Origin of the sequence: Streptomyces sp. JJ36, assembly GCF_021696945.1 — a bacterium.
Lineage (GTDB): Bacteria > Actinomycetota > Actinomycetes > Streptomycetales > Streptomycetaceae > Streptomyces.
Genome location: NZ_JACYHE010000019.1, coordinates 24,199 through 38,902, shown reverse-complemented (window position 1 = coordinate 38,902; position 14,704 = coordinate 24,199). Strand labels below are relative to the sequence as shown.

General features: G+C 70.1%; 12 protein-coding genes. 8 read left to right on the top strand and 4 right to left on the bottom strand.

What is annotated here, in order from left to right; translation table 11 throughout:
* Nucleotides 1–56 precede the first annotated feature (56 nt).
* From HOY81_RS10640 to tuf, 8 genes are all read left to right on the top strand, one after another.
* Nucleotides 57–3,956 carry a DNA-directed RNA polymerase subunit beta' gene (locus HOY81_RS10640; protein ID WP_237320068.1) on the top strand — a complete coding sequence of 1,300 codons (3,900 nt, stop codon included), beginning with the start codon at nucleotides 57–59 and terminating at the stop codon, nucleotides 3,954–3,956.
* A gap of 238 nt (nucleotides 3,957–4,194) precedes the next feature.
* A complete protein-coding gene (locus HOY81_RS27330; RefSeq protein ID WP_237320031.1) occupies nucleotides 4,195–5,361 on the top strand; it encodes a cytochrome P450 in 1,167 nt (388 codons plus the stop codon).
* A gap of 5 nt (nucleotides 5,362–5,366) precedes the next feature.
* A complete protein-coding gene (locus tag HOY81_RS10630; RefSeq protein WP_237320030.1) occupies nucleotides 5,367–5,582 on the top strand; it encodes a ferredoxin in 216 nt (71 codons plus the stop codon).
* Between the two features lie 358 nt (nucleotides 5,583–5,940).
* A complete protein-coding gene (locus HOY81_RS10625) occupies nucleotides 5,941–6,441 on the top strand; it encodes a DUF1707 and DUF4190 domain-containing protein (protein ID WP_237320029.1) in 501 nt (166 codons plus the stop codon).
* A 357-nt stretch (nucleotides 6,442–6,798) separates the two neighbouring features.
* Complete coding sequence (gene rpsL, locus HOY81_RS10620) at nucleotides 6,799–7,170, top strand: 30S ribosomal protein S12 (protein WP_003948652.1); 372 nt, start codon at nucleotides 6,799–6,801, stop codon at nucleotides 7,168–7,170.
* A gap of 2 nt (nucleotides 7,171–7,172) precedes the next feature.
* Nucleotides 7,173–7,643, top strand: a complete 471-nt coding sequence (gene rpsG / locus HOY81_RS10615) for a 30S ribosomal protein S7 (RefSeq protein WP_237320028.1) — start codon at nucleotides 7,173–7,175, stop codon at nucleotides 7,641–7,643.
* 39 nt (nucleotides 7,644–7,682) lie between these two features.
* The gene (fusA, locus tag HOY81_RS10610) at nucleotides 7,683–9,806 is read left to right on the top strand and encodes an elongation factor G (protein WP_237320027.1); all 2,124 of its coding nucleotides are present in this window, start codon (nucleotides 7,683–7,685) and stop codon (nucleotides 9,804–9,806) included.
* Between the two features lie 233 nt (nucleotides 9,807–10,039).
* Nucleotides 10,040–11,233 (top strand): elongation factor Tu, encoded by a 1,194-nt coding sequence (tuf, locus tag HOY81_RS10605; RefSeq protein ID WP_237320026.1) that lies wholly within the window; start codon nucleotides 10,040–10,042, stop codon nucleotides 11,231–11,233.
* A gap of 104 nt (nucleotides 11,234–11,337) precedes the next feature.
* Here the strand turns inward: tuf and HOY81_RS10600 are convergent, their stop codons facing one another.
* The 4 genes from HOY81_RS10600 to HOY81_RS10585 all read right to left on the bottom strand — a co-directional run bounded on the left by HOY81_RS10600 (nucleotide 11,338) and on the right by HOY81_RS10585 (nucleotide 14,676).
* Nucleotides 11,338–11,589 carry a hypothetical protein gene (locus HOY81_RS10600; RefSeq protein WP_237320025.1) on the bottom strand — a complete coding sequence of 84 codons (252 nt, stop codon included), beginning with the start codon at nucleotides 11,587–11,589 and terminating at the stop codon, nucleotides 11,338–11,340.
* Nucleotides 11,589–12,512, bottom strand: coding sequence for a hypothetical protein (locus tag HOY81_RS10595; protein ID WP_237320024.1), 924 nt, complete (start codon nucleotides 12,510–12,512; stop codon nucleotides 11,589–11,591). The genes HOY81_RS10600 and HOY81_RS10595 overlap by 1 nt, the downstream gene beginning before the upstream one ends.
* 141 nt (nucleotides 12,513–12,653) lie before the next feature.
* On the bottom strand, nucleotides 12,654–13,781 hold the full coding sequence (locus tag HOY81_RS10590; RefSeq protein ID WP_237320023.1) for a cellulose binding domain-containing protein: 1,128 nt from the start codon (nucleotides 13,779–13,781) through the stop codon (nucleotides 12,654–12,656).
* Between the two features lie 160 nt (nucleotides 13,782–13,941).
* On the bottom strand, nucleotides 13,942–14,676 hold the full coding sequence (locus HOY81_RS10585; RefSeq protein ID WP_237320022.1) for a hypothetical protein: 735 nt from the start codon (nucleotides 14,674–14,676) through the stop codon (nucleotides 13,942–13,944).
* Nucleotides 14,677–14,704 lie beyond the last annotated feature (28 nt).

Here is a 14,704-nt window from a genome sequence, read left to right as displayed (position 1 = left end):
CCCCGCGACCCCGTTCAGACCATTGACTGACACGACCCTGAGAGGGATTGACGAGAGTGCTCGACGTCAACTTCTTCGACGAGCTCCGCATCGGTCTCGCCACTGCTGACGACATCCGTCAGTGGTCCCACGGCGAGGTCAAGAAGCCGGAAACCATCAACTACCGCACCCTCAAGCCCGAGAAGGACGGACTCTTCTGCGAGAAGATCTTCGGTCCGACCCGGGACTGGGAGTGCTACTGCGGCAAGTACAAGCGCGTCCGCTTCAAGGGCATCATCTGTGAGCGCTGCGGCGTCGAGGTGACCCGCGCCAAGGTGCGCCGGGAGCGGATGGGCCACATCGAGCTGGCCGCACCCGTCACCCACATCTGGTACTTCAAGGGCGTCCCGTCCCGGCTGGGCTACCTGCTGGACCTCGCCCCGAAGGACCTGGAGAAGGTCATCTACTTCGCCGCGTACATGATCACGTACGTGGACGAGGAGCGCCGCACCCGCGACCTGCCCTCCCTGGAGGCGCACGTCTCCGTGGAGCGTCAGCAGATCGAGCAGCGCCGCGACGCCGACCTCGAGGCCCGGGCCAAGAAGCAGGAGTCGGACCTGGCCGAGCTGGAGGCCGAGGGGGCCAAGGCCGACGCCCGCCGCAAGGTCCGCGAGGGCGCCGAGCGGGAGATGAAGCAGCTCCGCGACCGCGCCCAGCGCGAGATCGACCGTCTCGACGAGGTGTGGAACCGCTTCAAGAACCTCAAGGTCCAGGACCTGGAGGGCGACGAGCTGCTCTACCGCGAGCTGCGCGACCGCTTCGGCACCTACTTCGACGGCTCGATGGGCGCCGCCGCGCTGCAGAAGCGGCTGGACACCTTCGACCTGGAGGAGGAGGCGGAGAAGCTCCGCGAGGTCATCCGCACCGGCAAGGGCCAGAAGAAGACCCGGGCGCTGAAGCGCCTCAAGGTCGTCTCCGCCTTCCTGCAGACCTCCAACAGCCCCAAGGGCATGGTGCTGGACTGCGTCCCGGTGATCCCGCCGGACCTGCGCCCGATGGTGCAGCTCGACGGCGGCCGCTTCGCGACCTCCGACCTGAACGACCTGTACCGCCGGGTCATCAACCGGAACAACCGCCTGAAGCGGCTGCTCGACCTCGGCGCGCCCGAGATCATCGTCAACAACGAGAAGCGGATGCTGCAGGAGGCCGTCGACGCGCTGTTCGACAACGGCCGCCGCGGCCGGCCGGTCACCGGCCCGGGCAACCGTCCGCTGAAGTCGCTGTCCGACATGCTCAAGGGCAAGCAGGGCCGCTTCCGGCAGAACCTGCTGGGTAAGCGCGTCGACTACTCGGCCCGTTCCGTGATCGTCGTCGGCCCGCAGCTCAAGCTGCACCAGTGCGGCCTGCCGAAGGCCATGGCGCTGGAGCTCTTCAAGCCGTTCGTGATGAAGCGCCTGGTCGACCTGAACCACGCGCAGAACATCAAGTCGGCCAAGCGGATGGTCGAGCGTGGCCGCACGGTCGTGTACGACGTGCTGGAGGAGGTCATCGCCGAGCACCCGGTGCTGCTGAACCGGGCGCCGACGCTGCACCGCCTCGGCATCCAGGCCTTCGAGCCGCAGCTCGTCGAGGGCAAGGCCATTCAGATCCACCCGCTGGTCTGCACCGCGTTCAACGCGGACTTCGACGGCGACCAGATGGCCGTGCACCTGCCGCTCTCCGCGGAGGCCCAGGCCGAGGCCCGCATCCTGATGCTGTCCTCGAACAACATCCTCAAGCCGGCCGACGGCCGCCCGGTGACCATGCCCACCCAGGACATGGTGCTCGGGCTGTTCTTCCTCTCCTCCGACGGCGAGCAGCGGGAGACGGTCGGCGAGGGGCGCTCCTTCAACTCCGTCGCCGAGGCGATCATGGCGTTCGACGCCCGGGAGCTCTCGCTCCAGGCGAAGATCGACATCCGCTTCCCGGTGGGTTCCGTGCCGCCCCGCGGCTGGACCCCGCCGGCGCCGGAGGAGGGCGAGCCCGAGTACCAGCCGGGTGACAGCTTCCGGCTGGAGACCACCCTGGGCCGGGCGCTCTTCAACGAGCTGCTGCCCGAGGACTACCCGTTCGTCGACTACCCGGTGGGCAAGAAGCAGATCTCCGGGATCGTCAACGACCTCGCCGAGCGCTACCCGAAGGTCGTCGTCGCGGCGACCCTGGACAACCTGAAGACCGCCGGTTACCACTGGGCGACCCGCTCCGGTGTCACCGTGGCGATCTCGGACGTGGTGGTCCCGGAGGCCAAGCGGGACATCATCACCTCGTACGAGGCCCAGGACGAGAAGGTCCAGAAGCAGTACGAGCGCGGTCTGATCACCAAGGACGAGCGCACCCAGGAGCTCATCGCGATCTGGACCAAGGCGACCAACGAGGTCGCCGAGGCGATGAGCGACAACTTCCCGAAGACCAACCCGATCTTCATGATGGTCGACTCGGGCGCCCGAGGGAACATGATGCAGATGCGCCAGATCGCGGGCATGCGCGGTCTGGTGTCGAACGCCAAGAACGAGACCATCCCGCGTCCGATCAAGGCGTCCTTCCGCGAGGGCCTCTCCGTGCTGGAGTACTTCATCTCCACGCACGGCGCCCGCAAGGGCCTCGCCGACACCGCGCTGCGTACCGCCGACTCGGGTTACCTGACCCGGCGTCTGGTGGACGTCTCGCAGGACGTGATCATCCGCGAGGAGGACTGCGGCACCGACCGCGGCCTCAAGCTGGCGATCGCCGAGCGCGGCGCGGACGGCGTGCTCCGCAAGGCGGAGAACGTCGAGAGCAGCGTGTACGCCCGCTGCCTCGCCGAGGACATCGTCGTGGACGGCAAGGTGCTGGCCCCGGCCGGCACCGACCTGGGCGACGTGCTCATCGACGAGCTGGTCCGGCACGGCGTGGAGACGGTCAAGACCCGCTCCATCCTCACCTGCGAGTCCGCCGTCGGCACCTGCGCCATGTGCTACGGCCGCTCGCTGGCGACCGGCAAGCTGGTGGACATCGGCGAGGCCGTCGGCATCATCGCCGCCCAGTCCATCGGTGAGCCCGGCACCCAGCTCACGATGCGTACCTTCCACACCGGTGGTGTGGCCGGCGACGACATCACCCAGGGTCTGCCGCGTGTCGTCGAGCTCTTCGAGGCCCGTACGCCCAAGGGCGTGGCGCCGATCTCGGAGACCGCCGGCCGGGTCCGCATCGAGGAGACCGAGAAGACCAAGAAGGTCGTCGTCACCCCGGACGACGGCTCGGACGAGACCTCGTACGGCGTCTCCAAGCGCGCCCGCCTCACGGTGCGCGACGGCGACCACGTCCAGGTCGGCCAGAAGCTGACCGTCGGCACCGAGAACCCGCACGACGTGCTGCGGATCCTCGGTCAGCGGGCGGTCCAGGTGCACCTGGTCAACGAGGTCCAGAAGGTCTACAACTCGCAGGGCGTGTCGATCCACGACAAGCACATCGAGATCATCATCCGGCAGATGCTGCGCCGGGTGACGATCATCGAGTCCGGCGACGCCGAGCTGCTGCCGGGCGAGCTGGTCGAGCGCTCGAAGTTCGAGCACGAGAACCGGCGCGTGGTGCAGGAGGGCGGCCAGCCGGCCTCCGGCCGTCCGCAGCTCATGGGCATCACCAAGGCCTCGCTGGCGACCGAGTCCTGGCTGTCCGCGGCGTCCTTCCAGGAGACGACCCGGGTGCTGACCGACGCGGCGATCAACGCCAAGTCGGACTCCCTGATCGGCCTCAAGGAGAACGTCATCATCGGTAAGCTCATCCCGGCCGGCACGGGCCTGTCCCGCTACCGGAACATCCGGGTCGAGCCGACCGAGGAGGCCAAGGCGGCGATGTACTCGGCCGTCGGCTACGACGACATCGACTACTCGCCGTTCGGCGCCGGCTCCGGTCAGGCCGTCCCGCTGGAGGACTACGACTACGGGCCGTACAACGCCTGAGGCGCCCCGCGCGCCGGGCACGGCCCACGGGCCGGTACAGGGCGGTCACCCCTCCGGGGGTGGCCGCCCTGCGGCGTGTGCGCCCGGCGCGCCCCGGGCCGGTTGTGTGCGCCCCCGCCTGCCGGGCGTGCACACGCCGCCCGCCCGTGCTCCCTGTCGGCCCGGCGGGAGCGCTCCTACGGTGCGAGGGCGAGCGCAGCCACCCCGGCCGCCCACCGCCCCGCCGTTGGAGGATCGCGTGACCCAGGAGAACTCCGCCGCCGCCATCCCCGAGATCGAGTCGCTGGCGGAGCGGGCCGCCGGACCCGCCCGCTTCCCGTTACCGGACGGGAGGACCGTCTGGGTCGTCGGCGACAACGCCCACGTGCGCACCGTGCTCTCCGACCCGCGCTTCTCCGCCGACGACCAGCAGCCGGGCTACCCCCGCCTGCTTCCGCTCCCGCTGGAGCCGGGCGGGCTCTCCTTCCTGCGCATGGACCCGCCCCGGCACGACGTGCTGCGCCGGGTCCTCACCCCCGTCTTCACCATGCGCCGCATCGAGGCGCTGCGCGGTCCGGTGACGCGTCTCGCCCGGGAACTGCTCGGCACCCTGCGGGCCGCCGGGCCGCCCGCCGACCTGGTCGCCGGGTTCGCGCTGCCGCTGCCCTCCCAGGTGATCTGCCTGCTGCTCGGGGTGCCGTACGCGGACCGGGCGATGTTCCAGCACCACAGCGGCGTGATCCTCAGCTTCGACGCGACCGGCGAGGAGGCCGGGGAGTCCATGGCGGCGCTCGGCGCCTACCTGGGCGAGCTGGCCGCCGCGAAGCGGGCCCACCCGGGGGAGGACCTGCTGAGCCAGGCCGTCCGGCGGCAGGAGGCCACGGGGATGTCCGACGCCGACGTGACGGCGATGGCCCGCCTGATGCTCGTCGCGGGACACGAGACCACCGCCAACATGATCGGCCTGGCCGTGCTCACCCTCTTCCGGGAGCCGGAGCGGCAGGCGGCGCTGCGCGCCGACCCGGAGCTGATCAAGCCCGCCGTCGAGGAGCTGCTGCGCTTTCTCTCGGTGGTCCGGGCCGGCATCGGGCGCGTGGCGCTGGAGGACGTGCCGCTCACCGACGAGGTGACCGTACGGGCCGGCGAGGGGGTCGTCTTCAGCCTGCGCAGCGCCAACCACGACCCGGCGGCCTTCGCCGACCCCGGCACCCTCGACTTCGGCCGGGACGCGCGCGGCCACCTCGCCTTCGGCTACGGCGTCCACCAGTGCCTCGGGCAGGCTCTGGCACGGCTGGAGCTGCAGATCGCCCTCCGGGAGCTGCTCGCGGAGTTCCCGGACCTGCGGTCGGCCCGGCCGCCGGAGGAGATCCGGGTGCGGGACCGGACCCTGGTCGCCGGGGTCGAGTCGCTGCCCGTCGTGTGGTGATCCCGGTGCGGCTGCGCGCGGACCGGGACCGGTGCTGCTCGGCGGGGCTCTGCGTGATGACCTCGGCGGAGCTCTTCGACCAGAGCGAGGAGGACGGCCGGGTGGTGCTGCGGGTGGCGGAGGTGCCGCCGCCGCTGCATGAGGCGGCGCGGGACGCGGTGCGGCTGTGCCCCAGCGGAGCGCTGAGCCGGGAGCCCCCCGTGGAGACGCCGGACGGCTGAGCCTTCCGCCCGGCCGCGGCGCGCCGGCCCGGGGGGCCGCGCGGGCGCGCCGGGCTCTGCCCGCCGCGCCCGGAGCCCCGGGCCCCCGGGTCGGTGCGTGCCGGGGTGCTGCGCGGCACGTCACCGTCGCCCCTGCCCGGCGGGGGGCGGCTCGGTCGCCGGCCGTCCCCGCCCCGTTGCGGCGTGGACGCGGAACTCTCCCGGCCCCACCCGGCGGCCCTGGCCGGTCGCCGGCCGCTCCGGTCGGGTGCAGGTGGACCGGGCGCCCCGGCACGAGCTCGGTCCGGCACGGAACCACACCTTCGCCGCGGGTGTCCGTCATGATGGGTACAGTCGTCCGGGGGAGGTGGGGGTTGCGATGCTCGCCGGGAACGCGGATCGGGAACGCACCGTCGACGTGCTGCGGGCTGCCTTCGCGGAGGGGCGGCTGACCAAGGAGGAGTACGACCAGCGCTCCGGGCGTGCCCTCGCGGCCCGCACTCTGGAGGAGCTCCAGCAGCTCACCTCGGACGTCCCGCACGGCCCCGGGGCCGTGCCCCCGGCCGTCCCGGCCGTCTTCCAGCCGCGCCCGCCCTACGCGGGCCCGCCGGTGCACCCGGCCTACCGGCGGCCGTATCCGGCCTTCTCGCCGCCACCGCCGCCCCGGCCGACCAACGCCGCCGCGATCGGCGCCCTCGTCTGCGGTCTGCTCACCCCGATCACCCTGGGCGTCAGCGGGCTGCCGGCGGTGATCCTGGGGCACAAGGCGCGGGCGGAGATCCGGCGGACCGGGGACCAGGGCGACGGGTCGGCGGTCGCGGGGCTGGCGCTGGGCTGGGTGGCGCTGGGCATCCTGCTGCTGGTGCTGGTCGCGGGCTGACCCGAGCGGGCGCCGGGTGGCTCCGGGCGGCCGCGGACCGTACCGGGGCGAACCGGGACGTCCGGGCGGCTGTGGGCGGGAACGAACCGGATCCCCTCGGCATGGGGGCTTGTTTTGACCGGGGACGACCGGCTAGGTAGGCTCTGACCTTGTGCCTGGGGTATCCCCTGCGCTCCCGTATGCGCTCCTACGCGCGGGGAGCGGGGTGAGGGGATGCCGGTGTCTGCACACTTCTCCCGCCAGAGGAGTTCCGCCTCCGGCGGGAGTCTGCGGACTCCGACACACCCGACCGCGTGGGTCGGAGAAGGTGGCCCAGGTTAGCTTTACCGAGATCGGCACACAGAAACCGGAGAAACGGTGCCTACGATCCAGCAGCTGGTCCGCAAGGGCCGGCAGGACAAGGTCGAGAAGAACAAGACGCCCGCGCTCGAGGGTTCGCCGCAGCGCCGGGGCGTCTGCACGCGTGTTTTCACCACCACCCCGAAGAAGCCGAACTCGGCCCTGCGTAAGGTCGCGCGTGTGCGTCTGACCAGCGGGATCGAGGTCACCGCTTACATCCCGGGTGAGGGCCACAACCTCCAGGAGCACTCCATCGTGCTCGTGCGCGGCGGCCGTGTGAAGGACCTGCCGGGTGTTCGCTACAAGATCATCCGCGGCTCCCTCGACACGCAGGGCGTCAAGAACCGCAAGCAGGCTCGCAGCCGCTACGGCGCCAAGAAGGAGAAGTAAGCATGCCTCGTAAGGGCCCCGCCCCGAAGCGGCCGGTGATCATCGACCCGGTGTACGGCACTCCTCTGGTGACCTCCCTCATCAACAAGGTGCTGCTGAACGGCAAGCGCTCCACCGCCGAGCGCATCGTCTACGGCGCCATGGAGGGCCTGCGGGAGAAGACCGGCAACGACCCGGTCATCACCCTGAAGCGCGCGCTGGACAACATCAAGCCGACGCTGGAGGTCAAGTCCCGCCGCGTCGGTGGTGCGACGTACCAGGTCCCGGTCGAGGTCAAGCCCGGCCGTGCCTCCACGCTCGCCCTCCGCTGGCTGGTCGGCTACGCCCGCGCCCGCCGCGAGAAGACCATGACCGAGCGTCTGATGAACGAGCTGCTCGACGCCTCCAACGGGCTCGGCGCCGCCGTGAAGAAGCGCGAGGACACCCACAAGATGGCCGAGTCCAACAAGGCCTTCGCGCACTACCGCTGGTAGTCGCTACCCCCATCGAGACCGAGAGAAGACTGAAGCCTCATGGCTACCACTTCACTTGACCTGGCCAAGGTCCGGAACATCGGGATCATGGCCCACATCGACGCGGGCAAGACGACCACCACTGAGCGGATCCTGTTCTACACCGGTGTGAGCTACAAGATCGGTGAGGTCCACGACGGCGCTGCCACGATGGACTGGATGGCGCAGGAGCAGGAGCGCGGCATCACCATCACCTCCGCCGCGACCACCTGCCACTGGCCGCTCAACAACGTCGACTACACGATCAACATCATCGACACCCCGGGCCACGTCGACTTCACCGTCGAGGTGGAGCGTTCCCTGCGGGTGCTCGACGGTGCCGTGACCGTGTTCGACGGGGTGGCCGGCGTCGAGCCGCAGTCCGAGACCGTCTGGCAGCAGGCGGACCGCTACGGCGTGCCGCGCATCTGCTTCGTCAACAAGCTGGACCGTACGGGCGCCGAGTTCCACCGCTGCGTGGACATGATCGAGGACCGCCTGGGTGCGGTGCCGCTGGTCATGCAGCTTCCGATCGGCACCGAGGCCGACTTCAAGGGCGTCGTCGACCTGGTGAAGATGAAGGCCCTGGTGTGGTCCGCCGAGACCAAGCTGGGCGAGGCGTACGACACCGTCGAGATCCCGGACACGCACACCGAGGCCGCCGAGGAGTGGCGCGGCAAGCTGCTCGAGGCCGTCGCGGAGAACGACGAGGAGATGATGGAGCTGTACCTGGAGGGCCAGGAGCCCTCCGAGGAGCAGCTCATCGCGGCGATCCGCCGGATCACCCTCGCCTCCACCGGCGCCGAGGGCAGCACCACCGTCACCCCGGTGTTCTGCGGTACCGCGTTCAAGAACAAGGGTGTGCAGCCGCTGCTCGACGCGGTCGTCAGCTACCTGCCGTCGCCGCTGGACGTCGAGGCCATCGAGGGCCACTCCGTGAAGGACTCGGACGAGGTCCTGAAGCGGCGGCCGTCGGAGGAGGAGCCGATGTCGGCGCTCGCCTTCAAGATCGCGAGCGACCCGCACCTCGGCAAGCTCACCTTCGTCCGGGTCTACTCGGGCCGGATCCAGACCGGCAGCCAGGTGATGAACTCGGTCAAGGGCAAGAAGGAGCGCATCGGGAAGATCTACCGGATGCACGCGAACAAGCGTGAGGAGATCGACTCGGTGGGCGCCGGCGACATCGTCGCGGTCATGGGGCTGAAGCAGACCACCACCGGTGAGACGCTCTGCGACGCGACGAACCAGGTGATCCTGGAGTCCATGGAGTTCCCGGCCCCGGTGATCGAGGTCGCCATCGAGCCGAAGTCCAAGGGCGACCAGGAGAAGCTGGGCGTCGCGATCCAGCGGCTGGCCGAGGAGGACCCGTCCTTCCAGGTCAAGACGAACGAGGAGACCGGCCAGACCATCATCGCGGGGATGGGCGAGCTGCACCTCGACGTGCTCGTCGACCGGATGAAGCGCGAGTTCAAGGTCGAGGCCAACGTCGGTAAGCCGCAGGTGGCCTACCGCGAGACCCTGCGCAAGCGGGTCGAGAAGGTCGAGTACACGCACAAGAAGCAGACCGGCGGTTCCGGCCAGTTCGCGAAGGTGCAGATCGAGATCGAGCCGCTCGAGGGCGACGGCTACGAGTTCGTCAACAAGGTCACCGGTGGCCGCATCCCGCGGGAGTACATCCCGTCCGTGGACGCGGGCTGCCAGGAGGCCATGGAGTTCGGCGTGCTCGCGGGCTACCCGCTCACCGGCGTCCGCGTGACCCTGCTCGACGGGCAGTTCCACGAGGTCGACTCCTCCGAGATGGCGTTCAAGATCGCCGGTTCGATGGCCTTCAAGGACGCCGCCCGGAAGGCCAGCCCGGCTCTGCTCGAGCCGATGATGGCCGTGGACGTCACGACGCCCGAGGAGTACATGGGCGACGTGATCGGCGACATCAACTCCCGCCGTGGCCAGGTTCAGGCCATGGAGGAGCGGGGCGTCAACAAGCTCGTCAAGGGCCTGGTGCCGCTCTCGGAGATGTTCGGTTACGTCGGTGACCTGCGCAGCAAGACCTCCGGTCGCGCAAGCTACTCGATGCAGTTCGACTCCTACGCCGAGGTTCCCAAGAACGTCGCCGAGGAGATCATCGCGAAGGCCAAGGGCGAGTAACTCCGGATTCCCGGAGCTGCGCACCCACTAGGCTGGAGCAAAGGCATTCGGGGCATACGGCGCAGAACACCCGGTGATCCCACCCGGTGATCTGCGTCGGGCCCCGGCCGCCGGCCCAGAAGACGAAACGGTCAAGGGCATCCCCCTCGGGGTCCTGACCGGTTCGGTACGACCACCTGAACCCCTCCGCAAGGCGCGGCGGGCGTACAGCACCAGTCCACAGGAGGACCCCAGTGGCGAAGGCGAAGTTCGAGCGGACTAAGCCGCACGTCAACATCGGCACCATCGGTCACATCGACCACGGTAAGACCACCCTTACCGCGGCGATCACCAAGGTGCTGCACGACGCTTACCCGGACCTCAACGAGGCTTCGGCGTTCGAGAACATCGACAAGGCTCCCGAGGAGCGCCAGCGCGGTATCACCATCTCCATCGCGCACGTCGAGTACCAGACGGAGAACCGTCACTACGCCCACGTCGACTGCCCGGGTCACGCGGACTACATCAAGAACATGATCACCGGTGCCGCGCAGATGGACGGCGCCATCCTCGTGGTCGCCGCCACCGACGGCCCGATGCCGCAGACCAAGGAGCACGTGCTCCTGGCCCGCCAGGTCGGCGTGCCGTACATCGTCGTCGCCCTGAACAAGGCCGACATGGTGGACGACGAGGAGATCATGGAGCTCGTGGAGCTCGAGGTCCGTGAGCTGCTCTCCGAGTACGAGTTCCCGGGCGACGAGGTTCCGGTCGTCAAGGTCTCCGCGCTCAAGGCCCTCGAGGGCGACGAGAAGTGGGGCCAGTCCGTCGTCGACCTGATGCACGCCGTCGACGAGGCGATCCCGGAGCCGCAGCGCGACACCGACAAGCCGTTCCTGATGCCCATCGAGGACGTCTTCACCATCACCGGCCGCGGCACGGTCGTCACCGGCCGTATCGAGCGTGGTGTCCTCAAGGTCAACGAGAACGTCGACATCATCGGTATCAAGGACGACAAGACGTCCACCACGGTCACCGGTATCGAGATGTTCCGGAAGCTGCTGGACGAGGGCCAGGCCGGTGAGAACGTCGGTCTGCTGCTCCGCGGCATCAAGCGCGAGGACGTCGAGCGCGGCCAGGTCATCATCAAGCCGGGCTCGGTCACCCCGCACACGGAGTTCGAGGCGCAGGCGTACATCCTGTCGAAGGACGAGGGCGGTCGCCACACCCCGTTCTTCAACAACTACCGCCCGCAGTTCTACTTCCGTACCACCGACGTGACCGGCGTGGTGACCCTCCCCGAGGGCACCGAGATGGTCATGCCGGGCGACAACACCGAGATGAGCGTCCAGCTCATCCAGCCGGTCGCCATGGAGGAGGGCCTGAAGTTCGCCATCCGCGAGGGTGGCCGCACCGTGGGCGCCGGCCAGGTCACCAAGATCCTCAAGTGACCCGCCGCGCCTGAGGCGCACCTCCCGGCCCCGGCCGGAGAAGGGGGCCCGTACGACCTCGGTCGTACGGGCCCCCTTCGTGCGTCGGCCGGCGGGCGCCGGGGTCAGCTCTCCGGCGGGGCGAAGAGCTCGTCGGCGGATGCCACGGTGGCGGCGCGGGTGAACCAGGTGCGGAGAATACCGAAGTCCCGGCAGGTGGTGATGCGCTCACGCGCCTCGTCGGGGACCTCGATACCGCGCTTCTCCAGTACCAGAAGAATGCTCTCGACGCGTCCCTCGATGCGTCCCTGGATACGGCCCTCGGCGCGAAGCCGGTGGCTGGTCATGGAGCGGTAGAAGGAGAGCGGGACGCTCATCAGGAGTCCTCGGCGAAGAGCTCGTCGGCAGACGTCGCTGCGACCGCGCGGGTGAACCAGCTACCGAGGGTGTCGAGGTCCCGGCAGGTGGCGATGCGCTGGCGTGCCTCGTCGGGAACGTCGATACCGCGGCGTTCCAGCAGCAGGAGGATGTCTTGGGCGCGGCCTTCGGCGTGGCCCTCGGCGCGGCCTTCGGCGTGGCCTTCGGCGTGGCCTTCGGCGCGGCCCTCGGCCCGGAGACGCTGGCTGGTTTCGGAGCGGAAGAAGGAGAGATCGACGGCCATCAGGTTCCTCCAGGTCTGCGCTGCCCGGGTGCTGCCCAGGCCGAGTTCGGTGATTTCGATGAAGATGCTCGCGGTGTCTTCGTCGAGCGTCTTCAGGGCGGAGGCCAGCGCCCTCAGTATCTCATCGGCATGCGGATCCTTGCCGTGCGTCATCGCCGACAGCGTGGCGAGCGGGATGTCCTGCGCGGCACGGGCGGGATCGGTGATGGCCGGCACGTTGTGCGGGCCGAGCACGAGCGGGCGCAGGGTGAGGGCAGGCCACTCGGGTGGCCCGATGCGTGCCGGGGCCTCGGCCCAGGCGGCGGTCCGCTGGTCCTGGCACACCACCAGCAGCACCGGCGGCAGCTTGTACTTGGCGTACAGGTGTGCCAGGTAGTACGCCCAGCTCGCGTGCTTGTCCGGGTCCTTCTTGCCCTGTGCCTCGACGGCGAGGAGAAAGCTCTCTCCGGTGGCGAGGTCGAAGCGCAGCAGGGTGTCCAGCCGGCGTTCCAGCGGCCGGATCTCGGTGAGATCGGTCGGCAGCAGCGAGACTGCGGCGGGTTCGCGGAAGGGGAGACCGAGATCCCGGAAGGTGCGGGCGAAGACTCCCGGGTCCTCCTGGAAGATGCGGTGCATCGCCTCGTGGGATGAACTGACCATGCGCCGCACGCTAGGAGCATGTGCCGGAGGCATAGGTGGTTTTCGTCTGGCCGCCACCCGAAGGGGTGAGCGGGCGGGGCCCGGCCCACCCGGTGGTGTGGGCGGGCCCCGCGGTGCGCTGGTGCGGTGGGCCGGAGGCGCTCAGCTCACGTCGCAGGCGGTGCCGTTGAGGGTGAAGGCCTGCGGCTCGGTGAAGGCTGACCCGGAGAGGGAGCCCTGGAAGCCGAAGGAGGCGGTGCCGCCGTCGGCCGCGATCCGTGCGTTGTGGCTCGCGTTGCGCGCGGTCACGGCGCCGTCGGACGGGCTGATATCGGCGTTCCAGGCGTTGGTGATCCGCTGTCCGGAGGGCAGCGTGAAGCCCAGCTCCCAGCCGTCGACCGCGGTGCCGCCGGTGTTGGTGACCGTCACCTCGGCGGTGAACCCGTTCGACCAGGTCTGCGGCTCGTAGGCGACCCGGCAGCCGGCCGCGGGGTCCGTCGGGTCGTCCCCGTCGTCCCCGTCGCCGGGCGACCCGTCCTGCACCGTGGAGGAGAAGGAGTGCACGGCCAGCCCGGCGCCGCCCTGCCAGGGCTCGAAGCCGGCCTGCACGCTGGTCAGGTACCAGGACTCGTCCGCCAGCCCGTGGTCGACGGCCTCGCCGACGAAGTCCATCACGTCGAAGCTCCAGCTCGGGACGGCCGACGGCGCGAGGAAGGAGATCACGTCGTTCATGCCGTTGCTGCCGGTCCACACCTCCCAGGTGCGCCCGCCGACCTGCGCGGTGCCGACCGGGGAGCCGATGGGCTGGACCGGTCCGACGCGGTTGAACCAGATCATGATCTCCGTCTGGTTCACCCCGTCGGTGCGGGGCGACGGGTCGAGCCAGATGTCGTAGGAGGCGTTGTAGACGGCGTCGTCGACGAAGCCGTACGAGATGCTGCTGGGCGCGCTGCCGATGGTGCCGATCTGCTTCGGCAGCCGGGTGCCGGGAGAGCAGTTGGTGTAGTGGCAGCCGTTGAAGAGCGACGGGTACGACTTCGGGGCGCCGTTGGTCGGGACGGAGCCGTCGGCCCGGGTGAGCTCGAAGCCGGTGCCGGTGACGTTGATGCACTGGGTCTCGCTGGTGCCCCAGCGGTTGTTCTGCGCGACGTACTGGTCCTGGACGACGGCGGTGCCGTACTGCTCGCAGATCTGGACGTCCGCGTGCGCGGCCGGCGCCGTGGTCAGCACGGCGGCCAGTGCGCCGAGTACGGCCAGCACCGCCGTCGCGGCGGAGCGGATGTGAGTCATCGTGTCCCCTCGTGGTAGACCGCGTCACGGCCTATGGGAGCGCTCCCAGCCCCTCTCCCGCCGGACTGTAGGGCTCCGCGGGGGCGGTGGCAAGGGGGCCCGGCGGGTGGCCGGCGCCCGGGGACGCCAGGCGGCGCCGGGCGGCGCGGCGCGGCCGGGGTCAGCCGTCCGGCGCGCCGCCGACCAGGTCGTAGAAGCGTCGCTGCAGCGGACCCCAGCGCCGGTCGTGCCGCGCCGCCCGTTCGGTGGCCCGGCGCCGCGACCGCGGTCGCCGCCGGTAGAGGCGCTTCGCCCAGAGGGAGCCCGGGCGGGCCAGCCGCACGGCCCCGAACAGGGCAGCCGGCGGGACCAGCACCCCGACCAGGGCCGTCACCGGCTTCCCCTTCACCAGGGTCACCAGGACGCAGAGGAAGTTCCCGCAGACCGTGAGCGCACCGCTCAGGCGGTCCTGGGCCTCGTCGTCGGTGAGGCCGTTCACACCGAACGGCGCGAAGCCGGCGAGCATCAGCAGGGTCAGGGCGAAGGTGAGTACGACCACCTCGACGCTGCGGGTGCCCTCCTCGCTCCAGTAGACGTCGTGCAGGTGCAGCACCAGCGCGAACTCGTCCAGCACCAGCCCGGTCCCCACGCCGAAGACGACCGCGGCGATGCCGGCGCCCACGCCGTGCCGTCCGCCGGCGAAGGCGGTGAAGCCGCCCACGGTCATCAGCAGGAGGCCCGGCACCACATGGTGGATGTGCATGCCGCCCGGCGTGACGTTCCGGAACGGGCCCCGGCCGGCGCGGATCGCCCGGGTGATCACCCGGGTCACGACGAAGGCGAGGACGAAGGAGATCAGCGCCAGCAGCAGCGGCAGCTTGCCCGGCTCCACGATGTTCCGCGTCCACCAGTCCACGCCTGTCGCCCGCCTCGTCGTCCGCGCC

Excerpts from the sequence above, each read along its gene's own strand:
- fusA (WP_237320027.1), top strand. The coding sequence starts at position 7,683 with ATGGCTACCACTTCACTTGACCTGGCCAAGGTCCGGAACATCGGGATC.
- HOY81_RS10600 (WP_237320025.1), bottom strand. The coding sequence starts at position 11,589 with ATGAGCGTCCCGCTCTCCTTCTACCGCTCCATGACCAGCCACCGGCTT.
- HOY81_RS10595 (WP_237320024.1), bottom strand. The coding sequence starts at position 12,512 with ATGGTCAGTTCATCCCACGAGGCGATGCACCGCATCTTCCAGGAGGAC.
- HOY81_RS10625 (WP_237320029.1), top strand. The coding sequence starts at position 5,941 with ATGCTCGCCGGGAACGCGGATCGGGAACGCACCGTCGACGTGCTGCGG.
- HOY81_RS10590 (WP_237320023.1), bottom strand. The coding sequence starts at position 13,781 with ATGACTCACATCCGCTCCGCCGCGACGGCGGTGCTGGCCGTACTCGGC.
- rpsG (WP_237320028.1), top strand. The coding sequence starts at position 7,173 with ATGCCTCGTAAGGGCCCCGCCCCGAAGCGGCCGGTGATCATCGACCCG.